17 protein-coding genes and 1 tRNA gene are annotated in these 20997 nt (G+C 71.9%); 13 read left to right on the top strand and 5 right to left on the bottom strand.

Annotated elements, in window-relative coordinates:
• Positions 1-4: 4 nt before the first annotated feature.
• Positions 5-811 carry a hypothetical protein gene (locus BLS99_RS21440; RefSeq protein ID WP_091053761.1) on the bottom strand — a complete coding sequence of 269 codons (807 nt, stop codon included), beginning with the start codon at positions 809-811 and terminating at the stop codon, positions 5-7.
• A gap of 159 nt (positions 812-970) precedes the next feature.
• On the opposite strand from BLS99_RS21440, the gene mshB reads away from it, so the two are divergent.
• Entirely contained in the window at positions 971-1864 is an 894-nt protein-coding gene (mshB, locus tag BLS99_RS21435) for an N-acetyl-1-D-myo-inositol-2-amino-2-deoxy-alpha-D-glucopyranoside deacetylase (RefSeq protein ID WP_091053760.1), read from the top strand.
• Positions 1865-1905: 41 nt separating this feature from the next.
• Positions 1906-2607 carry an MgtC/SapB family protein gene (locus tag BLS99_RS21430; protein WP_091053759.1) on the top strand — a complete coding sequence of 234 codons (702 nt, stop codon included), beginning with the start codon at positions 1906-1908 and terminating at the stop codon, positions 2605-2607.
• A gap of 46 nt (positions 2608-2653) precedes the next feature.
• Here BLS99_RS21430 and BLS99_RS21425 read toward each other — a convergent pair.
• A tRNA-Arg gene (locus BLS99_RS21425) sits at positions 2654-2730 on the bottom strand.
• Between the two features lie 426 nt (positions 2731-3156).
• Here BLS99_RS21425 and BLS99_RS21420 point away from each other — a divergent pair.
• Positions 3157-4161 (top strand): M48 family metallopeptidase, encoded by a 1005-nt coding sequence (locus tag BLS99_RS21420; protein ID WP_091053758.1) that lies wholly within the window; start codon positions 3157-3159, stop codon positions 4159-4161.
• A 48-nt stretch (positions 4162-4209) separates the two neighbouring features.
• Here BLS99_RS21420 and BLS99_RS21415 read toward each other — a convergent pair whose 3' ends face one another.
• Positions 4210-5550: a dipeptidase gene (locus tag BLS99_RS21415; protein ID WP_091053757.1), complete on the bottom strand. Its 1341-nt coding sequence runs from the start codon at positions 5548-5550 to the stop codon at positions 4210-4212.
• A gap of 36 nt (positions 5551-5586) precedes the next feature.
• Here BLS99_RS21415 and BLS99_RS21410 point away from each other — a divergent pair, with 36 nt between their 5' ends.
• Positions 5587-6393, top strand: coding sequence for an SURF1 family cytochrome oxidase biogenesis protein (locus tag BLS99_RS21410; RefSeq protein WP_143034898.1), 807 nt, complete (start codon positions 5587-5589; stop codon positions 6391-6393).
• Positions 6394-6396: 3 nt separating this feature from the next.
• Here the strand turns inward: BLS99_RS21410 and BLS99_RS21405 are convergent, their stop codons facing one another.
• Positions 6397-8574: a transglycosylase domain-containing protein gene (locus tag BLS99_RS21405; protein WP_091053755.1), complete on the bottom strand. Its 2178-nt coding sequence runs from the start codon at positions 8572-8574 to the stop codon at positions 6397-6399.
• Between the two features lie 251 nt (positions 8575-8825).
• On the opposite strand from BLS99_RS21405, the gene cobA reads away from it, so the two are divergent.
• The 8 genes from cobA (at position 8826) to BLS99_RS21365 (ending at position 19618) form a co-directional block, all read left to right on the top strand.
• Complete coding sequence (cobA, locus tag BLS99_RS21400; RefSeq protein WP_091053754.1) at positions 8826-10019, top strand: uroporphyrinogen-III C-methyltransferase; 1194 nt, start codon at positions 8826-8828, stop codon at positions 10017-10019.
• A 227-nt stretch (positions 10020-10246) separates the two neighbouring features.
• Complete coding sequence (locus tag BLS99_RS21395) at positions 10247-11338, top strand: hypothetical protein (RefSeq protein WP_091053753.1); 1092 nt, start codon at positions 10247-10249, stop codon at positions 11336-11338.
• A 351-nt stretch (positions 11339-11689) separates the two neighbouring features.
• Positions 11690-14311, top strand: a complete 2622-nt coding sequence (locus BLS99_RS26410; RefSeq protein ID WP_091053752.1) for a fibronectin type III domain-containing protein — start codon at positions 11690-11692, stop codon at positions 14309-14311.
• Positions 14312-14368: 57 nt separating this feature from the next.
• Positions 14369-15349 (top strand): AAA family ATPase, encoded by a 981-nt coding sequence (locus BLS99_RS21385; RefSeq protein ID WP_091053844.1) that lies wholly within the window; start codon positions 14369-14371, stop codon positions 15347-15349.
• Complete coding sequence (locus BLS99_RS21380; RefSeq protein WP_091053751.1) at positions 15346-16620, top strand: DUF58 domain-containing protein; 1275 nt, start codon at positions 15346-15348, stop codon at positions 16618-16620. Before BLS99_RS21385 ends, BLS99_RS21380 begins: the two co-directional genes overlap by 4 nt.
• Entirely contained in the window at positions 16617-18785 is a 2169-nt protein-coding gene (locus tag BLS99_RS21375; protein WP_091053750.1) for a transglutaminase TgpA family protein, read from the top strand. Before BLS99_RS21380 ends, BLS99_RS21375 begins: the two co-directional genes overlap by 4 nt.
• A gap of 92 nt (positions 18786-18877) precedes the next feature.
• Positions 18878-19093, top strand: a complete 216-nt coding sequence (locus BLS99_RS21370; protein WP_091053749.1) for a DivIVA domain-containing protein — start codon at positions 18878-18880, stop codon at positions 19091-19093.
• Positions 19094-19153: 60 nt separating this feature from the next.
• Entirely contained in the window at positions 19154-19618 is a 465-nt protein-coding gene (locus BLS99_RS21365) for a DUF4190 domain-containing protein (RefSeq protein WP_143034897.1), read from the top strand.
• A gap of 51 nt (positions 19619-19669) precedes the next feature.
• Here the strand turns inward: BLS99_RS21365 and BLS99_RS21360 are convergent, their stop codons facing one another.
• A complete protein-coding gene (locus BLS99_RS21360; RefSeq protein ID WP_091053747.1) occupies positions 19670-20317 on the bottom strand; it encodes an HNH endonuclease family protein in 648 nt (215 codons plus the stop codon).
• 232 nt (positions 20318-20549) lie between these two features.
• Here BLS99_RS21360 and BLS99_RS21355 point away from each other — a divergent pair, with 232 nt between their 5' ends.
• The gene (locus BLS99_RS21355; protein WP_218126768.1) at positions 20550-20960 is read left to right on the top strand and encodes a hypothetical protein; all 411 of its coding nucleotides are present in this window, start codon (positions 20550-20552) and stop codon (positions 20958-20960) included.
• Positions 20961-20997 lie beyond the last annotated feature (37 nt).

Raw genomic sequence — 20997 nt, 5'->3', positions numbered from 1 at the left:
CCCCTTACCCGACGAAGCGGAGGTCGGTGATCCAGCCGGCGGCGACGGCCATGACGTAGAAGTCGGTGAGCGCCAGGGACGCCAGCGTGATCCAGGCCCACATCATGTGGCGCGCGTTGAGCGCGCTGGAGACCGTCCAGAACCGGTACCGGACCGGGTGCTTCGAGAAGTGCTTGAGGCGCCCGCCCATGACGTGGCGGCACGAGTGGCAGCCGAGCGTGTAGCACCACAGCAGGACCACGTTCGCCCACAGCACCAGGTTCCCCATGCCGAGGCCGAAGCCGTCGGGGGAGTGCATGGCGAGCACGGCGTCCCACGTGTTGATGAGCGAGATCGCGAACGCGGCGTAGAAGAAGTACCGGTGGAAGTTCTGCGCGATGAGCGGGAAGCGGGTCTCGCCGGTGTACTTGGCGTGCCCGTCGGGGACGGCGCACGCGGGCGGCGAGAGCCAGAACGACCGGTAGTACGCCTTGCGGTAGTAGTAGCAGGTGAGCCGGAACGCCAGCAGGAACGGCAGGCTCAGCGCGGCGTACGGGACGAGCGGGTGGTCGGGCAGGATCCGTCCGAAGTGGGCGGACTCGGGCACGCAGGCCACCGACACGCACGGGGAGTAGAACGGCGTCAGGTAGTGGTAGTCGGCGACCCAGTAGTCGCCTTGGTAGAAGACGCGGAAGGTCGCGTAGGCGACCCAGGCGGTGATGCCGAGCACGGTCAGGATCGGGCCCCGCCGCCAGTTGTCGATCCGCAGGTTCCGCGCCCGGATGGCGGCCCGGGGCGGCGACGAGACGGCACTGTCTTCGGTCGTGGTCATCAGCGCAGGATATCGCTGAACCTGTGACGTGAGGCCATGGGGTACATCACAATTACGAGCTTTTCTCTTACTGGGGCTGTAGATTGCAAAGTTTCCTCTGAGTCCTCGACGGGTCTCGTGGGGCGCGAGTGGTGCCCGTCCACCGTTACGCTTGGCCCCATGAGCGCACGCGGGATCCTGTTCGTCCACGCCCACCCCGACGACGAGACCGTCTCCACCGGAGCCACCCTCGCCCACTACGCCGACCGCCCCGACGTGCACCTCACCGTCGTCACCTGCACCCTCGGCGAGGAGGGCGAGGTCCGCGTCCCGCACCTCGCGCAGCTCGCCGCCGACCAGGCCGACCAGCTCGGCGGCTACCGCCTCGCCGAGTACCGCGCGGCCGTCGCCGCCCTCGGCGTCACCGACACCCACTTCCTCGGCGGCGTCGGGCGCTGGCGCGACTCCGGCATGATGGGCCTCCCTTCGAACGGCCACCCCCGCGCGTTCTGGGGCGCCGACGTCGACGAGGCCGCCGCCGACCTCGTCGCGGTCCTGCGCGACCGCCGCCCCGACGTCCTCGTCACCTACGACCCCGACGGCTTCTACGGCCACCCCGACCACATCCAGGCCCACCGCGTCGCCATGCGCGCCGCAGACCTCGCCGCCGACCCCACGTGGCGCCCCGACCTCGGCCCGGCCCACCGCATCCGCAAGACCTACTGGACCACCATCCCCCGCACCGTCATCGAAGCCCGGTTCGCGGCCTTCGCCGGCGCGAGCGACAACCCCTTCGCGGGCGCCGCCTCCGTCGACGAACTGCCCTTCGGCGCCCCCGACGACCAGATCCACGCCCGCATCGCCGCCGGACCCGCCGCCGCCGAGCGCAAGCGCGCGGCCATGGCCGCCCACGCCACCCAGATCGCCCCCGGCGACTGGCTCGACCTCCTCGGCGACAAGCTCGGCGGCGGGCTCGGCGAGGACGCCGCCCTCGCCGAGTACTACATCCTCGCCGCGGGGGAGCAGGGCCCCGGCGAGGGCCCCCACGGCTGGGAGTCCGACCTGCTCTCCTGAGGAGGATTCGCGAAGCGCCCCATCGGGTACCCTGACCCGCGATGGACGACCTCTTGGCACAACTCGCCCCCCTCGGCCTGGCCCTGCTCCTCGGCATCCTCGTGGGCGCCGAACGCGAATGGCAGGGCAAACCGGCCGGCATGCGCACCCATGCCCTCATCGCCGTCGGCGCCTGCCTGTTCGTCCTCGCCGGACGCTACGGCTTCGGCGGCATCGAACCCGGCACCCCCGGCGTCGACCCCGCCCGCATCGCGGCGCAGGTGGTCACCGGCGTCGGCTTCCTCGGCGCCGGCGTCATCTTCTTCCACCGCAACCTGCTCTTCGGCATGACCACCGCCGCCTCGATCTGGTCGACCACCGCGGTCGCCATCGCGTGCGGCGCCGGACTGTACTGGGCCGCCGTCGCGGTGGCCGTCGCACACGTCGTCGTCGTCGCCGGGCTGGCCCCGGTCGAGAACATGATCGCCCGCCACGCCCGGCACACCGGCAGCCTCCACGTGCGGTACGCGGCCCCGATGAAACTCGGCGACCTCCTCGAGGTCTGCACCGAGCAGGGGTTCACCGTCACCGAGATCGACAACGAGGACGAGGACGGTGACGGCGAACGGGAGGGCCACGCGCGCTCCACGCAGCTCATGCTCAACGGGCGCGGCTCGGTCCGGGAACTCACCTCGAAACTCACCGGCCGAGAGGGCATCGAACGCGTCAAGTTCACCGAGGAGATCACCAACGGCGGCGTCTGAGCCGCGACCGGAGGCGGCGGCCGGCCCGGTGAACCGGTCCGAGGGATGGCGCCCCCGGCAGGATTCGAACCTGCGACCATCGGATTAGAAGTCCGGTGCTCTATCCAGCTGAGCTACGGAGGCACGGCGGGGTCGCACACGGCGCCGCGCCAGCGCAAGGATACCCGGCCCCGGTGCCCCGCGGGGGACGGGATGCGGGCACGGATACGGGGCGTCGCAAGAACACCCCAAACGATTCTCCACGACGCCCCGGAATTGCTGACCCACATCAATGAGTAGTCCTTGACCGCTCAAGTGTCAAGCGGCGCGCGGCGTGTTGACGCTGATTCGTTATCTTGCCCTAAGTGGGCGGCAATGCCCGCTATGCCTCCCGGCCGTCTGCGGCCCTAAAGGACGCACGGGCCCAAAACCGGCACCCGCCGGACGGCCCCGCAGCGTACGCCGTGCACACGTTGCAACCTCCCCGCTCCGCGCCCCGGAAATCCGCGGCGGCCGCCGCTGGCGCCGCCGTGCCACACTTGGCACCACAGCCGACTGTGAGGAGCGGGCATGAGCGACGAGCGGCCACCGGCCGAAGGCGCCCCGAACGAAGTGCGCGAGACCACCCGCGGACCGGTCATCCTGCGCGGCATATCGACCCGGGCCTGGGAGCACCCCGCCGACCGCGGCGCCCTGGTCGCCCTGCGCGAGCTCCGCGGCTTCGACATCGTCCTGCGCAAGCTCTCCGGCATGGTCTCCGAGCGCGCCCTGCGGCTGAGCCTCCTCGGCTCCTCGATCAAGGTCGACCGCCACCAGTACGCCCGCGTCCACGACGCCTACCTCTCGGTCGCCGCCGTCCTCGACGCCACCGACCTCCCCGACCTCTACATCACCCGCGACCCCGACCTCGGCGGCATGTGCATCGGCATCGACAAGCCCGCCATCGTCATCAACTCCGGGTCCCTCGACCTCCTCGACGAGACCGAGCTGCGGTTCCTCCTCGCCCACGAACTCGGCCACGCCCTCTCCGGGCACGGCCTCTACCGGACCCTCCTCATGGTCCTGCTGCGCCTGACCACCTCGGTCGCGTGGATCCCCGTCGGCGTCGTCGGCCTGCGGGTCATCACCGCCGCGCTCTACGAGTGGAGCCGCAAGTCCGAGCTGTCGGCCGACCGCGCCGGCGCGCTGGCGGTCCAGGACCCGGCCGCGGCGATCCGCGTCATGGCGAAGATGGCCGGCGGCGGCGACCTCTCCGACGTCGACACCGCGGCGTTCCTGGAGCAGGCCAAGGAGTTCGAGACCGGCGGCGACCTGCGCGACAGCTTCCTCAAGCTGCTCCTGCTGGAGACGCGCAGCCACGACTTCGCGGTGGCGCGCGCCGCCGCGATCAAGACGTGGATCGACGAGGGCGAGTACCGCGACTACCTCGCCGGGGCCTACCCGCGCCGCGACGGCGACGGCGACGCCTCGATCTCCGCCGAGGCCAAGGCCGCCGCGAAGTCCTACAAGGACCTGTTCGAGCACTCCGGCGACCCGCTCGCGAAGCTCCTGCGCAAGTTCCGCGACGGACTCTGAGCGCACGGCAACGGGCCCGGTCTTGCGACCGGGCCCGTTCCCCGTCTCCTAGCGCTTGAGCTTGTCGAGCAGCAGCGCCTCGGCGGTGCAGACCCGCTCGAACATCTCGATGTCGAGGGACTCGTTGGGGCCGTGCGGGTTCGAGTACTGGTCCTCGACGCCCGTCACCAGGATCGCCGCCTCCGGGTAGAGCTCCTGGAACGTGGCGATCATCGGGATCGAGCCGCCGATGCCGATCTCGACGGGCTCGGTGCCGTCCCACGCCTCCGCGAACGCCGCGCGGGCGGCGTCGAAGGACGGCCCGGTCGCGTCGATCGCGCACGGGTCGCCCAGGCCCCCTTCGGGAGTCACGGTCACCTGCGCGCCCCACGGGGCGTGCGCCTCGAAGTGCGCCCGGACGGCCTTGAGGGCCCGCTCGGCGGAGTCGCCGGGGGCGAGGCGGAACGAGACCTTCGCGCGGGCGCTCGGCTGGAGCGCGTTCGCCGACTCGGCCGCGCCCGGCGCGTCGATGCCGAGCACGGTCGCCGTCGGCTTGGTCCACAGGCGCTCCGTCAGCCTCCCGGTGCCGATGAACTCGGTGCCCGGCAGCAGCCCCGCCTCGTGGCGCAGCGCCTCCTCGTCGAAGTCCAGGGGCGCGGAGGGGCCCGAGACCAGGCCCTCGACCGCGACGTCCCCGGCGTCGTCGTGCATGGTCGCCACCAGCCGCGCCAGCGCGGTCAGCGCGTCCGGCACCGGGCCGCCGAACACGCCCGAGTGCACCGCGACCTTGAGGAGCGCCACCTCGACGTACACGTTGATGACCCCGCGCAGGGTCGTGGTCAGCGCCGGGACCTCGGTGCGCCAGTTCGTGGAGTCGGCGATCACGACCACGTCGGCGGCGAGCAGGTCCTGGTTGGCGCGGATGAGCCCTTCGAGGGTGGGGGAGCCGAACTCCTCCTCGCCCTCGATGAGGAGCTTCACGCCGACCGGGGGCCTCCCGCCGAAGGCGCGGAGCGCGGCCACGTGCGCCATGACCCCGGCCTTGTCGTCGGCCACGCCGCGGCCGTACAGCCGGCCGTCCTTCTCGACCACGGTGAACGGGTCGTCCTGCTCCCACTTGGCGAGGTCGCCGACCGGCTGCACGTCCTGGTGGGCGTAGAGGAGCACCGTCGGCTGGCCCGCGGGGGCGGGGAAGTGGGCGTACACGCTCGGCTGCCCGCCGCCGTGCGAGAGCTGGCGGGACTCGGCCGCGCCGGCCTCGTCGAGGAGGCGCTGGACGGCGTCCGCGCCTTGCCGGACCGGCTCGTGGTCGAGTCCGTCGAAGGCGATCGCCGGGATCTTGACGAGGGCCTCCAGGTCGGCGCGGACCCCCGGGAGGGCGGCGCGCACCGCATTCACTACATCGCTCATGGGGCGCAATTCTAGGTCGGGTCTAGAGTAAGCGGCGTGTTGCAGCGATACCGGTTCGTGTTCGCGCCCCGCTGGCTCCTCCTGGCGCTCGTCGGCGTGGTCGTGATGGTCGCCTGCGCCCTGCTCTCGCAGTGGCAGTGGGGCCGGGCGGTGCAGCGCGCGGCCGCGAACGAGGTCATCGAGACCAGCCTGGAGTCCGCGCCCCTCGACGAGGTGCTGCCCGCGGGCGAGGCCCTGGACCCCGGCGTGCGCTGGACGCTCGTGGAGGCCACGGGCGTGTACGACGCCGACCAGGAGGTCGTGCTCCGGGCCCAGACGAACGGCGGCCTGAACGGCTTCGAGATCGTCACCCCGCTCGTGCTCGCCGACGGCACCGCCGTCCTGGTCGACCGCGGGTTCGTCGCCTCCGAGAACACCGGCTCCGTCCCCGACTACCCCGCCCCGCCGGCCGGCGAGGTCACCGTGACCGGTCGCGTCTACGAGTACGAGGAGGCGTCCGGCGGGGTCACCGAGGTCGACGGGCACCTGGAGTCGCGGCGCCTGAGCGACGACATGCTCGCCTCCTACTTCGACTACGAGTTCCGTTCGGCCTGGGTCGCCGACACCGAGCCGATCGAGGGCCTCACCGAACTGGAGACGCCCTCCTTCAAGGACTGGCAGAACTACTCGTACGCCGTCCAGTGGGCGCTGTTCGCCGCGATGGTCCCGGTGGGCCTGGTCGTGCTGGTGCGCCGCGAGCGCAAGGACCTCGACGAGGCCGCGGCGGCCGAGGAGGCCGCGGCCGACCCGAACCCGGACACGGAACCGGCCGCCTCCGAAGCGGAAGCGGCCGGCTCGCACTAGGTCCTAGTCCTTGCCGTCGAACTGTATCTCCCGCGACGGCGCCTTGAAGTCGATGACCGGCTCGCCCTCCAGGGCCTCCTTGAAGATGGTGCCCACCGTCTGCTTCGACACCGTCGTGTTCGCCGTCCCCACCTCGTTGAAGATGTAGTCCGGATCGGCCATGAACGCCCCGATCGACAGCTGCGGCGTGTAGCCCAGGAACCACGAGGTCCGGTTGTTGTCGGTCGTACCGGACTTGCCGGCGACCGGCCGTCCCGCGAGCTGGCCGACGTTCGGCGAGGTGCCCCACGACCCGCACTGCGCGCCCTTGCGGGCGGTCTCGGTCACGCACCGGCCCGCGTCGGTCGCGGCCCTCGCCACGTCCTTGTCCAGCTCCTGGTGGCAGCGCGGCGCGGCCGCCTCCAGCTCCTGGCCCTGCGGGTCGATGATCCGCAGCGCCGGGATCGGCTCGCAGTACTCGCCCTCGGCCGCGAGCGTGTTGAACACGTTCGTCATCTCGATGGGCTGCACGTCGGACACGCCGAGCACGAACGGGCCCCAGCCCGAGCGCCGCTCCTCCGAGGCGTAGTACGCGTCCCCTTCACTGCGCCACTGGAGGCCCATCCGCTCGGCCATCTCCACCGCCTTGTCGGCGCCGACCCGGTCGATGAGCTGCGCGAAGTACGTGTTCACCGACATCCCGAAGCCCGACCACATGTCCCGGTCGCCGGCCATCGCCGCCGAGCTGTTCTTCGGGCACCAGTTCCCGCCGCACGCCGTCGTCGCCGACACGAAGCTGGTCCGGACCTGGTTGGGCGAGTAGATGTTGTAGTTCAGCGGATAGCCCGCGTCGAGCGCGGCGAGCATCGTGAAGATCTTGAACGTCGACCCGGCCTGGTACCCGCCCTCGGCGCCCCCGCCGAGCACCGGGTTCACCGTGTTCGGGTAGTTGCCCTTGCGGTCGAACGACGGGTTCGAGTGCGGCCCGTTGTCGCTCTGGTCGTACGAGAAGGTCCGGTTGAGCCCGAGCGCCTTGATGCGCCCGGTCCCCGGTTCCATCACGACCGCGCCGTGCGCGAACTTCGACTCCTCGCTCTTGGCGTCGTTCACCGTGTCGTTCGCGAGCTTCTGGAGGTCGGGGTCGAGCGTGGTGATGATCGTGTACCCGCCCTGGCGCAGCTCGCGCTCGCGGTCGGCCGGGGTCGGCCCGAACGCGTCCTGCTCGCGCCACCAGCGGCGGAAGTAGTCGCAGAAGAAGCCGTACTCCGAGGGCGTGCCCTCGACGCCGATGCACGAGTTCGGCGGGTCCGAGACCGTCAGCTCGATCGGCAGGCCCCGCACCTCGGACGCGTCGCCGCGCGAGAGGTAGTCGATGTCGACCATCCGGTCGAGCACCCAGTTGCGGCGCGCGAGCGCGTCGGTCTGGTCGGAGACGATCGGGTCGTACGCCGAGGGCGCCTGCACGAGCCCGGCGAGCGTCGCCGCCTCCTGGAGGCTGAGCTCGGACGGGTGCTTGGAGAAGTACACCTGCGCGGCGGCGAAGATCCCGTAGGCGTTGTGCCCGAAGTACGCCTGGTTGAGGTAGCGCTCCAGGATCTGGTCCTTGGAGAGCTGCTCCTCGACGGCCATCGCGAGGCGGGCCTCGCGGAGCTTGCGGGTCGCGGTCTGCTCGGTCGCGGCGATGACCTCGTCGATCGACTCGGCGTTGAGCTGGAGCGCGCCGCGCACGTACTGCATGGTGATCGTCGAGGCGCCCTGCTCGACGCCGCCGGACGAGTTGTTGGCGACGAACGCGCGCACGATGCCGCGGTAGTCGACGCCGTTGTGCTGGTAGAACCGCGAGTCCTCGGCGGCGACCATCGCCTGCTGCATGACGGGCGCGACCTCGTCGAGCGAGACGTGGCGGCGGAACTCGTCGTAGAACAGGCTGATGAGCGTCTCGCCGTCGGCGGCGTAGACGTAGGACGTCAGCGGCGGGTCGGTCTCGGTCACCTCGATCGAGAGGGTGTCGATCGCGTTGAAGCCGGCCTTCGCGCTCAGGCCGGCCATCGCGGCCAGCGGGAACAGCAGGGCCGCGATCGCGAGCCCCGCGAGCACGCTGGTGCGCAGCAGGGCGTACACCCCTTCGGCGGGCGGTCCGGGTCGGTCGCTCCCGCGTGCGGACAGTCCGGGCACACGGTGCTGGCGGGGTCGATCGCGCATATATCCAGCCTAGGGCACACGGATCACAACAAGGTGAAAATCCTCACGAGGGTCGGTATCGCTTTCATGAAGGGGGCGAACGCAAATCGGACTCACGATCACTTCCGGCCGCCCCGTCACGCGAGGGCGGCGTAACAGGCCCGCAATGAGCCGTTTAGACGGACGCGACGAAACCCGCCTACGCTTGTCGAGGTTCCGCCGCCGAGGACGCCGGCGGAGCGAACCCCCGGGAGTGTCCAGAGGAGGCGCACGTGTCGGTCTACGAAGTCGGTCTGCGACTGCGCGGCAAGGCCGTGCTCGTCGTCGGCGGCGGCACGATCGCAGGGCGGCGCGTCCCCCGCCTGATCGACGCCGGCGCCCGCGTGCTGGTGGTCGCCCCCGAGGTCACCACCACCCTCTCCGACCTGGCCGCCGCGGGCGAGCTCCAGTGGGAGCGGCGCGAGTGGCGCACCGGCGACGGCGACGACGCCTGGTTCGTCCTCGCCGCCACCGACGACCCCGCCGTGAACGCGGCCGTGGCCGCCGAGGCCGAGTCCCGCCGCACCTGGTGCGTGCGCAGCGACGACGCCGAGGCGTCGGACGCGTGGACGCTCGCGCGCGCCGCCTTCGACGGCGTCAGCGTCGCCGTCTCCGCCTCCGGCGACCCCCGCCGCGCCGCCGCCGTCCGCGACGCCGTCGCCGCGGCCCTGCGCTCGGGGGAGATCGACGCCCCGCGCACCCGTCGCGCCCGCCCCGCGGGCGTCGCGCTCGTCGGCGCCGGCCCCGGCGACGCCGACCTCATCACCCTGCGCGGCCTCGAACTGCTGCGCCAGGCGGAGGTGGTCGTCTCCGACCGCCTCGCCCCGCAGGAGCTGCTCGACATGCTCGGCGACGACGTCGAGATCGTCGACGCCGCGAAGCTCCCGTACGGCCGCCACACCACGCAGGAGCAGATCAACGCCGTCATGGTCGAGCGCGCCCGCGAAGGGAAGTTCGTGGTCCGCCTCAAGGGCGGCGACGGCTTCGTCTTCGGCCGCGGCGCCGAAGAGCTCGACGCGTGCCTCGACGCCGGGGTGCCGGTCGAGGTCGTCCCCGGCCTCTCCTCCTCCATCGCCGGCCCCGCCGCGGCGGGCATCCCCGTCACCGAGCGCGGCGTCGTCCACGACTTCACCGTCGCCACCGGCCACGTCCCGCCCGGCCCGCAGAGCCTGGTCGACTGGCACGCCCTCGGCGCCGGCAACGGCACCGTCGTCCTCCTCATGGCCGTCAAGAACCGCGCCGCGATCGCGGCCGCGCTCATGGCGGGCGGGCGGCCCGGATCGACCCCGGTGCGGATCGTCGAGAGCGCGACGACGAAGAACCAGACGGTCCGCGAATGCGAATTGTCCGACCTGGGCGTCACCGAGGCCCACCACCCGGCCGTGATCGTCATCGGGGCGGTCGCCGCGAGGGGCCGCGGGCTGTGAGTTCTCCCAGCTAGCGACCGGTTTTCAGGCGGCGTCGAAGTGTCACTTCGGCGCCGCCGCAGTTTTACCTAATCCACTCTTTACAAGCCTGAACACAGGCCGTAATATTCGTCCATCAACAGCGCGACGGTCGTCGTGTCTGCCACCGCGGTCACCATCTGGACCAACGGTGTACTTCCATTCGAGCAGGGCTCCTGCTCACCCTTTTCGTCCTCTTTGGAGTGTGCATGCGCATTCGTGAGTTCTCTGCTGAGCTCGCTTCGCGGCTCAAAGTCGCCTATGCGGTCCGGAACGTCGACCTGACGCTGCCCGGGCTGACCCTGGTGGACGAATGCGCGCCCCGCGCCGGCCATGTCCTGGCCGCGCGCGTCGACGCCATCGGGCACCACAACTGGCTCGAAGTCGCCACCGGCCGCAAGGCCGCCATCTACCCCGGGGACGAGATCCTGCTGGCCTTCGGCGAGCGCTACGCCCCCGACCAGTACGAGTCCCGGATCCCCGACGTCCTCGGCACCTCCGTCGACCTCGTCGCGGCCGGCGGCGTCGCCGGGGAGGTCCTCTCCCGGCACGGCGACATGCGCCCGCCGACCCGCCTGGAGCCCATCGGCATCCTCGCCGACCGCGAGGGCGCGCCCGTCGACCTGCGCCGCTTCAGCGTGCTCGCCCCGTTCGGCCTGGGCGACCACCCGCCGGTGGTGTGCGTCGTCGGGACCTCGATGAACGCGGGCAAGTCGACCACCGCCGCGTCCGTGATCCGGGGCCTGTCCCGGTCGGGCCGCCGCGTCGCCGGTATCAAGATCACCGGGACCGGCGCGGGCGGCGACCCGTGGATGTTCCGCGACTCCGGCGCGGTCGTCGCCGCCGACTTCACCGACGGCGGCTACCCGACCACCGCGGGCGTCCCCGTCCCCGAGCTGGCCGAACTGGCCCAGACGCTCTACCACCACGCCGCCGCGCACAACGTCGACGCCGTGGTCATGGAGATCGCCGACGGCATCCTCCAGGCCGAGACCTCCGCGCTGCTGGAGTTCCCGGTCGTGCGCGAACTCGTCGACGGCGTCGTCCTCGCCGCCGCCGACGCGGCCGGCGCCCGCTACGGCGCCCAGCACCTGCGCGCCCTGGGCCTGCCCGTGATCGCCGCCTCCGGGCGCCTCACCCAGTCCCAGCTCGCCGTCCGCGAGGCGGTCGCGGGCATGGACGCGCCCGTGTACACGCCGAACGAGCTCGCCGCGCCCGAGGTGGCCGCCGAGATCCTCGCGATGGCCGGCGTCGCCCGGACCCGCCGCGGCGGCGTCCTCGAACTCGGCGAGGCCGCCTAGCGCGCCCCTTCGTCCCGACTACCAGGCAGGACCGACGGCGGCGCAGGCGATGCGCCGCCGCGGCAGACGAACCGAACACGACACACCCCGACGGGCGGTGCGCGAGGCGCACCGCCTTCGCCGCGCCCACCGGAGGTCCGGACCTCCCGCTACGTGCCGGTAACCTGACTGGCTTGCGCCACTTTGGGACACCCGAGACCTTTACCGTCTTGTGACAATGGCAGCCTGTTCCTAGTTGCACCCGCGAATTAGGCTCGGGTTCGTGCGCCGCCCCGCCCGCACCCCGTCCGCGCGACCCACGCGCAGGCCCGCGAGCCGCAGACTTGCACGAGAAGCGCAGAGGAACCCCTGATGACCACAAGCAACGTCGACGCCCGACGCCTGAACGTCAAGGGACTGCTCATCGCGGTCGGCCTCCCCGTGGTGCTCGTCGGCGCACTCGTCGCGACGCTCCTCGGCACCGGCGCGTTCAGCCGCGAGAACGAGGGCGAGGACGCCAGCCTCTGGCTGTGGACGACCCCCCTCGGCGAACTCGCCCGCGTCAACGGCCTCACCGCCGCCACCGACGTGCGCCTCGACGTCACCGACGCGATGGGCAACGCCGTCCAGGTCGAGCAGACCGACTCGCACCTCCTCCTCCGCGAGATCGCCACCGGCAAGGTCTCCGCGATCGACCTCTCGACCCTCGAACTCACCGGCTCGGCCGAGACCGCCCCCGGCGAGGGCGTGCGCGTGGCCCTCTCCGACGAGGGCGCGTTCATCATCGACCAGACGCAGGGCCTGGTCAACCAGGTCGACCCGTCGACGCTCTCGGCGATCGGCGACCCGCTCCAGTTCCCCGCGGGCCTCACCGGCGGCGCCTTCGACGGCGACGGGATGCTGTGGATCGGCGTCCCCCGCGAGGGCACCATCGTCCAGATCGAGCCCCGGGACTCCGGCGCGAAGACCCTCGCGACCGAGGTCGTCGCCCAGCCCCGCCAGGAGCTCGCGCTCACCGTCCTCGGCGACGGCGTGGCCGTCCTCAACTCCACCGCCAAGGAGATGACGACGATCCGCACCGACGGCCGCCGCGCCGTCACCAGTATCGAACTCGCCGGCCCGACCGAGACCGCCGACACCAGCCCCGGCACCATCGCCTCGGTCACCGTCACCGACCCGCCCTCGGTGGTCACGGTCGACGACGACCAGACGCGGACCTTCCAGATCGCCGCCGGCGCCTCCGAGCTGCTGGGCGCCTCGGTCGAGTTCCACGAGCGCATCTACGTGCCCGACGGCGCCTCCGGCATCGTCTGGGTCTACGACCTCGAAGGCAACGAGCTCAACCGCATCGAGATCGACTCCGGCGGCGGGCCCGTCGAGCTGTACCACACCGGCGACACGCTCTTCGCCAACGCGGTCAACACGAACGCGGCCGTCGTCGTCTCCGCCGACGGCACCGCCGCCCTCGCCCCGAAGAACCGCGACGACATCCTCGGCGGCGACGCGCCGCCCACCGAAGAGGACGAGGGCGGCGACGACGAAGGCGAAGAGGAGGGCGACGAGGAGTCCGCTCCCGAGGTCGGCCCGCCCGGCGCGGTCACCAACCTCGACGGGACCGTCGGCGACGGCCTCATCAACCTCTCGTGGGACGCCGCCCCCAACAACGGGTCCGCGCTCACGAAGTACGTCGTCGAAGGCGCCGGCGAGACCTGGGAGATCGCGCCGAGCCAGCGCGTCCTGGAGATCGGCGACCTCGACAACGGCCAGCCGTACACCTTCACCGTGACCGCCCACAACGCCGAGGGCGCGGGCGACACCGTCACCTCGCCGTCCATCACGCCGTCCGCCGACGTGCCCGGCGCCCCGGGCGCCGTCACCGCGACCGCCAACCCCGACGGCACGGTCACCGTGAACTGGGAGGAGGCCGACGGCGAGGGCAACGACATCTCGGGTTACCAGGTCGAGGCCATCGCCTCCGGCGGCGAGCAGGTCGTGGTCGGCCAGGCCACCGGGACCGAGCTGAAGACCGCCGCCGGGACGCTGGACTACGGCACCCAGTACGCGTTCCAGGTGACGACTCTGGCGGGTGCCGCAGCCTCGGCGCCCTCGCCGCTGTCGGCTTCGGTGACGCCGTTCAACGTCCCCGACGCGCCCGGCGAGCTCTTCGCCGAGAGCTCGACCTCCGCGGCGGGCACGATCGACGTGCGCTGGACCCAGCCGTCCAACAACGGCCGCGACATCCAGAAGTACGTCGTCACCGCCGGAAGCCAGACCGTCGAGGTCACCGGCACCACCGCGAGCCTGTCGGGCTTCGGCAACAACGAGAACGTCTCGGTGTCGGTCGTCGCCGTGAACGAGGCCGGCCAGTCCGAACCCGCCACCACCACCTCGAACACGATGGCGGCGCCCACGGTCCAGATCTCCGGCCACGAGTCGCTGGGCGACACCATCAACCTCACCCTGGCGATCGACGACGGCGGCAGCGCCGACGCGCAATGCACCCTGCTCGCCGACGGCGTCAACCAGGACACCAAGTCCTGCCCCGACGTGTACTCGGTGACCGGCCTGTACGCCTCCACCGACTACAGCTTCCAGATCCGGATCTCCAACCCGGCCGGCGAGGCCACCTCGAACACCTACAACGCCTCCACCGCCGCGATCAACGGCGAGGTGTTCTTCGGCTGCGACTCGATGAGCACCGACTACTGCGACTCCGTCGACGGCGTCTCGGTCTACAGCGCCCCGAGCGGCGGCAGCAACCTCGGCGTCACCAACACCGGCGACCGCTACAAGGCGTACTGCTGGACCACCGGGGCGAACACGATCACCCCCCGCGGCCAGGAGTCCGACGGCTATCACGATTATCACGAGGGCAAAGACGGCACGAACAAGTGGATCAAGATCGATTACGCTTCGAACGCGTACATCCCCTTCGCATGGATCAACATCGACGGGCAGGGAAAGAACTCCACCGGGGACCTCCCGCAGTGCTAGCAGGAGCAACGAATGCACGACACCGAGCAGACCCACCCGCTGCGAGTGCCTAAGCGCATGCAGCAGCCGGTCCAGCTGGGCGCCGCGCAGGCCGAGTCCTTCGCCGCCGCGTTCGAACGCCTCGCCGCCGCCGTCGACACCGTCGTGCTCGGCAAACCCGAGGTCGTCCGCCTCGCGCTGACGGCCATGTTCGCCGAGGGCCACATCCTCCTGGAGGACGTCCCCGGCACCGGCAAGACGACCATGGCCCGCGCCATCGCCGCGGCCGTCTCCGGGCAGTGGCGGCGCATCCAGTTCACGCCCGACCTGCTGCCCTCCGACGTCTCCGGCGTCACCATCTTCAACCAGGCCAGCGGCGCCTTCGAGTTCCATCCCGGGCCGGTCTTCGCGAACATCGTGATCGCCGACGAGATCAACCGGGCCAGCCCGAAGACCCAGTCCGCGCTCCTGGAGGTCATGGAGGAGGGGCGGGTCACCGTCGACGGCCGCCCCCACCAGGTGCCGCAGCCGTTCCTCGTCGTCGCCACCCAGAACCCGGTCGAGATGGACGGCACCTACCGCCTCCCCGAGGCCCAGCTCGACCGCTTCCTCGTCAAGCTCTCGGTCGGCTACCCGGTCGAGGCCGCCGAGATCGAGGTCCTGCGCGGCACCCACCAGCGCAGCCCCGAGCAGCTCGCCCCGGTCGTCGACACCGACACGGTCGCGCAGATGGCCGAGATGGCCAAGCACGTCTACATCGCCGAGCCCCTGTACGCGTACCTCGTGAAGCTCGCCAACGCCACGCGCAGCCACCCGCAGGTCGCCGTCGGCGTCAGCCCCCGCGGCCTCATCGCCCTCACCAGGGCCGCGAGCGTCTTCGCGCTCTCCCAGGGCCGCGGCTACATCATCCCCGAGGACGTCAAGGCCCTCGCCGGACCGGTGTTCGCGCACCGCATCCAGCTCGCCCCCGACGCCGCCATGCGCGGGGCCACCGGCGTCCAGGTCGTCGCCGACGCCTTCGACCAGGTCCAGGTCCCGCTCCCGACCCCGGCGGCATGAGCGGGTCCGGGACGGACGCGGCGCCGCCCGAGGCCGCCCCGCCTCGCTCCACGCTCGCCGAGAAGCTGCTGGCGGTCCCCGTCACCGCCCGCGGCGCCGGCCTCGCCGCCGCCGCCGCGGCGCTCATCGCCTCCGGCTGGTTCTGGGGCTACCCCGAGCTCGCGGCCCTCGGCGCCGCCGGGGCCCTCGCGTGCGTCGCCGCCGCCTCCGTCATCGCCGCCAGGCCCCGCCTCGAGGTCGAGCGCACCGTCACCCCCGACCGGGTCTCGGTGGGCCACACCGCGACCGTCAGGCTCACCGTGCGCAACGCCGGGCGCTGGCGGTCCGTCAACGCCCGCGCCGTGGACACCTACGGCGCAGCCCACGATCACGGCTCGCAAGCATCGTCGGGGGGCATCGAGACCCGCCGCGTCGCCGTCCCGCTCGCGCGCCTGCGCCCGGGCAAGAGCGCGGGCGCGAGCTACACGATCGGCGCCGAGCGCCGCGGCGTCGTCGACGCCGGGCCCCTCGGCATCGGCAAGCGCGACCTCCTCGGCCTCGCCGCCACCGCCGGGAACTTCGGACCCGCCGCGCGCCTGTGGATCCACCCGCGCCTGCACCAGCTCGCCCGCACCCCCGACGGCCTCGCCCGCTCCCTCGAAGGCACCGCCGACAAGGTCGAGCAGGGCTCGCTCACCTTCCACGCCCTCCGCGAGTACGTCATCGGCGACGAACTGCGCCACGTCCACTGGCGCACCTCCGCGCGCATCGGCAAGCTCATGGTCAAGGAGCACCTCGACACCTCCCTGCCCACCGTCGCCATCGCGATCGACGACCGCGCCGCGAGCTGGCCCGCCCCGCCCGGCGTCGCCGTCCCCGACCCGTTCGAGGCGGCCTGCGAGGCCGCCTACTCCGTCCTCACCGCGTGCTTCCGCGCCGAGTACCACGCCGCCCTCGTGCCCGCCTCCGGCGCCACCGTCTCCGGCGCCGGCCGCGACTCCTACGGCGACCTCCTCGCCGAACTCGCCCCGACCGCGAAGGACTCCCTCGACGGCTACGTCGCCCGCCTCACCGCCGCCCGCTACGGCGACACCCTCGTGTGGATCACCGGGACCGAACCGCCCACCGACCGCCTCGCGCAGCTCAAGCGCGCCTACCCCACCGTGATCGCCGTGCACCTCGCCACCGGGCTCCCCACCTCCGCGTCCCTCGCGGGGGGCCTGCCCACCGTCCGCGCCGCCGACGGCGAGCAGTTCGCCGCCGCCTGGAACAACGGCGGGACCCGCCTGTGAGCATCGTCGACATCCCCCGCGCCAAACCGCCGCGCAGCGGCCGGCGCCTGCGCTACCGGCTCCGCGTCGCCGCCGTCGCGGCCGCCCTCACGCTCATGTGCGCCCTCGCGGGCACCGTCGCCGCCCGCGTCTACCACGGGCAGCTCCTCGTCCTCCTCGTCGCCGGAGCCGCCCTCGGCGCCTTCGCGATCGGCTTCGCCCTCCGCAACAGGCCCGCGTTCCTCGCGCCCAGCGCCTCCCTCCTCGGCCTCGCCGGATACCTCCTCGCCGCCATCGTCCTCACCGACGACGGCACCGACCCGCTCCCGGCCACCGTCGTCGACGCCCTCGTCAACGCCGTCCCCCGCACCCTCACCGCGCTCATCCCGGTCGAACCCGCCCCCGACACCGTCGTCGTCCCGGTCTTCCTCACCTGGCTCGCCGCCACCCTCGCCTGCGAGTTCGCGATCCGCTACGGCCGCACGCTCCTCGGGTGCCTCCCGCCGACGCTCCTGTACGCCGCCGGGCTCTACCTCGTCGGCCCCAACGCCGACGGCGGCACCCTGTACGCGGTCGCGTTCTGTGTCCTCGCCGCCGCCGCGCTCGCCGTCACCGCCGCCCCGCCCGAACGCCGCCCCGACAGCGACGCCGTCGTCGACGGCCCCGCGCCCTCCAAGGCCCCCGCGCTCATGGGCGCGGTCGTCACCACCTGCGTCCTCCTCGCCGCCGTCGCGCTCCTCGGCCCCGCCGCGGCCCGCCTCGTCACCTCCAGCCCCGGCGACCCCCGCGAGTACGTCCAGCCCCCGCAGCTCACCGACATCGACCTCAACCCGCTCGTGCGCATCGCCGAATGGTCCAAGTTCCCCGAGCAGGAGCTGTTCGAGGCCGACACCTCCGGCGACTCCTGGATGCGCCTCGCCGTCCTCACTGAGTACGACGGCACCACCTGGCAGGCCGCGGGGGACTTCCGCACCGCCGGCACCGTGATCCCCGGCAGCGGCGACGCCGACTTCACCGCCGACGTCGAGATCATCGGCCTCGGCGGCAAGCTCGTCCCGGCCGCCGCCGACCCGGCCACCGTCACCGGCCTGCCCATCGCCGTCAACCTCGACAGCAGGTGCCTGCTCACCCCCGACGGGCTCGCCACCGGCTCGTCGTACCACGTCGAGTCCGCGCTGGCGACCACCGATCCGGCCGCGGCCGAGACCGCCCGGCCGAACCTCACCGACGCCGCCACCGTGGCCGTCCCGCCCGGGACCCCCGAGATCATGGCGACGATCGCCGACTACGTGCGCACCACCTACGACACGCCTTTCGAACGCGCCCAAGGGCTCGCGGACTTCCTCGGCGGGCACTACGCCTACAATCCCGAGGCGCCCTCCGGGCACGACCTCCCGGCCCTCGGGTTCTTCCTCGGCAGCCCCGTCGACGCGGGCGGTCAGCGGGGCACCAGCGAGCACTTCGCGGCCGCGTACGCGATCATCGCGCGCCTCGTCGGCCTGCCCAGCCGCGTCGTTGTCGGCTTCGAGGTCCCCGGCGGCTCCAGCACCGTCACCGCGGGGCAGGGCTCGGCGTGGCCCGAGATCGACTTCGAGGGGGTCGGGTGGGTCCGCTTCGACCCGATGCCGGCGCCCGACGCGGTGCCCGTCCCGCCCGAGGACACGCTGGAGCAGATGGAGGAGGAGACCCCGAGCCCGGAGGAGGACTCCGGCGGCGGGGGCGAGGCCGAGGACTTCAACGACGAGGCCCTGGAGCAGGACGGCGACTTCAACGAGGAGGCGGGTGCCGAGGACGCGGGCATCCCCGTGTGGGCCTGGTACGCCGCCGGGGCGCTGCTCCTGGCGTGCGTGCCGCTCGTCCTGAAGGCCCGGCGGGCCCTGCGGCGGCGCCGCAGGCTCACCCGCGGTGGCCCGGCCGACCGCGTGGCGGGCGCGTGGGCGGAGGTCCTCGCGGCGGCCGCTCGCGCGGGCGTCAAGGTGGAGGGCAGCGCCAACGCGGAGGAGGCGGCGGCCCGGCTCGCCCCGCTCAAGGGCGACATCGGGTCCCTGCCGCGGTTGGTGAACGCAGCGGCGTTCGCGCCGCACGCCGTCGCGGAGGAGGACGCCCGCACGGCCGCCGCGATCGCGACCGAATACCCCGGAACCATCCGACAGCAGGTGAAACGGTGGAAACGCTTCCTCACATAGATTGTGCCCGTTAGAAGTTGATATTTCCCCACAAATTCATCAGCCGGTGGCCCGATCCCAAAGGGTGGCGCTGACCTGGCAGACTGTGACGCATGGAGAACCCCTTCTTCTCTGTCCGTTTCCGCGGATACGACCGCGCCCAAGTCGACCGTGCGGTCGCCCGCATCCGCTCCGCGACGGATGCGGGGGCCCCGCCCCACCCCGACTCGCTCACCAACATGGGATTCCAGTTGACGTTGCGCGGGTACGACACCGGCGAGGTCGACGAGTACTTCGCCGAGGTCGCGAGGACGCTCCGCGGCGGTTAGTCTGGTGACGTGACCGCGCAGGACCCGTACCAACCTCATCTCCAGCCGCCCCAGGCTCCGATGAACCAGCCCCAGATGCAGCCCGCTCCGCCGGGCCCGCCGGTCTACGGCTACCCCCAGCAGCCGTATCCGCAGGTCCCGGCCTTCTACCCCGCCCACTCGCACTGGACCGCCCCGGCGCCGGTGATGATCGACGGCTTCCCGATCGTGCAGCCGCGCCTCAAGCCGATCCCGTCCGGACCGGCGATCGGTTCGCTGGTCGCCGGCATCGGCGCCGTCCTCGGCGCCTTCCCGGGCCTGATCTTCGCGGCCGTGAGCCCGCTGGCCGGGCTCACGTTCTTCATGTCCGCGGGCCTGTTCGGCCTCGGCTCGCTCTTCCTCGCGATCTACGCGCGCCGCCAGATCCGCACCGCCCAGGGCGGCGTCTCCGGCCGCGGACTGGCCCTCACCGGGCTCATCATCGCGATCGTCGCGCTCGTGTTCGCGGGACTGGTGGGCCTGATAGCCCTGCTCACGACCATATGAGCATGAACGCAGGACGGCGGCGCCCCGAACCGGGCGCCGCCGTTCCGCGTGCTAGCAGTAGGCGTTCAGGTGCGACTGGATGGCGGACTTCTCCGCGCTGTCGACCGTGAGGTCGTAGAGGTATTTGACGTGGGTCCAGGCTTTGACGTAGTCGCAGCGGACCGAGGAGTTCGTGGGCATCCACTCGGCCGGGTCGTAGTCGCTCTTCGAGGAGTTCGCCGAGGTGGTTGCGATCCACAGCTGCGGCGAGCTGACGTCGTTGGCGAAGGCCTGGCGCTCGGCGGTGGTCCACGACCACGCCCCCGAGGCCCACGCCTCGGAGAGGGCCACCACGTGGTCGACGGTGGCGTTGGAGACCGTGGAGGTCCAGACGTTGTCGAAGTCCGACTGCCACGAGCCCGAGTCGGGCTGGCAGTCCGAGCCGGTCACGACGTTGCTGCCGTCGCGCTTGAGGACGTACTGGCGTGCGGTGCACCCGCCGCCGACACTCGACCAGTGCGGGAACAGGTCCCGGTCGTAGGAGTCGCCGTGCGACTCGGAGGCGACGGTGAGCTGGTTCAGCTCGGACTGGACGGTCGAGAGCGACGGGATGCCCGGGGGCCGCACGGCCTCGGCCGGGGCCGTGTCGAGGACGAGGACCGTGAGGACGGCCAGCGCGGCGGACGAGACGACCGCCGCCGCGCGCTTGAGTGTCTGCATGGAGGGCTCCTGTGGGGGAGGGTGAACGCTGCGTCTGCCGGGGTACACGGATCGACATGCGCGAATGCGCGGCCGACCGGGATCATCGAATCATGGGATGTCGTTCGGTCGCAAGGGGTGAATCACATCTTTTACCCACAAGACATGGCGAACTTACGCAATCGTTGGTTCACAGACAATCAGGATCAAGCGACTAGCGCACCCGATCGGGACGAATGCCTACAATGGAGACATGACTGTGAGCAGCCAGGAAACGCACATCGGCGGCCTCGCGGTCGGGTACCTGCCCGACCGCCTCGGTGCCGCCTCCGACTTCGAGTTCGAATGGGGCGGCGTCGCGTTCGTCCAGCGCGTCTGGGAGACACAGCTCCCCGACGGCGCCTGGCGGGTCGACCTCCAGGTCCAGGCCATGCGCGGCGACGCCCTGACCGACCTCGACGCCCTGCGCGAATTCCTCGCCGAGTACCACGAGCGCGGCGACGACTGGAAGCCCGAACCCGCAGGGGACGACGGCCTCGCGAGCGAACACGAGGTCGCGAGGTTCCTCGCCCCGGGCCTCGCGGTGGAGGTGCGAGACCCCTTCGGCCGCCAGGGAATCCACGAGGTCAAGGCAACGGCAGCGTCAGTGGTCAAGGCGCCCTAGACAAGAGGAGGGCCCGGCCGGAAGAGGGACCGGGCCC

The organism is Glycomyces sambucus, assembly GCF_900102815.1.
Classification (GTDB): Bacteria; Actinomycetota; Actinomycetes; order Mycobacteriales; family Micromonosporaceae; genus Glycomyces; species Glycomyces sambucus.
The sequence above is the reverse complement of the archived record's forward strand: the minus strand, read 5'-3'. Positions and strand labels throughout refer to the sequence as shown.

Excerpts from the sequence above, each read along its gene's own strand:
- BLS99_RS21415 (WP_091053757.1), bottom strand. The coding sequence starts at position 5,550 with ATGAGCGATGTAGTGAATGCGGTGCGCGCCGCCCTCCCGGGGGTCCGC.
- BLS99_RS21385 (WP_091053844.1), top strand. The coding sequence starts at position 14,369 with ATGCAGCAGCCGGTCCAGCTGGGCGCCGCGCAGGCCGAGTCCTTCGCC.
- BLS99_RS21380 (WP_091053751.1), top strand. The coding sequence starts at position 15,346 with ATGAGCGGGTCCGGGACGGACGCGGCGCCGCCCGAGGCCGCCCCGCCT.
- BLS99_RS21430 (WP_091053759.1), top strand. The coding sequence starts at position 1,906 with ATGGACGACCTCTTGGCACAACTCGCCCCCCTCGGCCTGGCCCTGCTC.
- BLS99_RS26410 (WP_091053752.1), top strand. The coding sequence starts at position 11,690 with ATGACCACAAGCAACGTCGACGCCCGACGCCTGAACGTCAAGGGACTG.
- mshB (WP_091053760.1), top strand. The coding sequence starts at position 971 with ATGAGCGCACGCGGGATCCTGTTCGTCCACGCCCACCCCGACGACGAG.
- BLS99_RS21440 (WP_091053761.1), bottom strand. The coding sequence starts at position 811 with ATGACCACGACCGAAGACAGTGCCGTCTCGTCGCCGCCCCGGGCCGCC.
- BLS99_RS21355 (WP_218126768.1), top strand. The coding sequence starts at position 20,550 with ATGACTGTGAGCAGCCAGGAAACGCACATCGGCGGCCTCGCGGTCGGG.
- BLS99_RS21405 (WP_091053755.1), bottom strand. The coding sequence starts at position 8,574 with ATGCGCGATCGACCCCGCCAGCACCGTGTGCCCGGACTGTCCGCACGC.
- BLS99_RS21370 (WP_091053749.1), top strand. The coding sequence starts at position 18,878 with ATGGAGAACCCCTTCTTCTCTGTCCGTTTCCGCGGATACGACCGCGCC.
- BLS99_RS21360 (WP_091053747.1), bottom strand. The coding sequence starts at position 20,317 with ATGCAGACACTCAAGCGCGCGGCGGCGGTCGTCTCGTCCGCCGCGCTG.
- BLS99_RS21365 (WP_143034897.1), top strand. The coding sequence starts at position 19,154 with ATGAACCAGCCCCAGATGCAGCCCGCTCCGCCGGGCCCGCCGGTCTAC.
- BLS99_RS21395 (WP_091053753.1), top strand. The coding sequence starts at position 10,247 with ATGCGCATTCGTGAGTTCTCTGCTGAGCTCGCTTCGCGGCTCAAAGTC.
- BLS99_RS21420 (WP_091053758.1), top strand. The coding sequence starts at position 3,157 with ATGAGCGACGAGCGGCCACCGGCCGAAGGCGCCCCGAACGAAGTGCGC.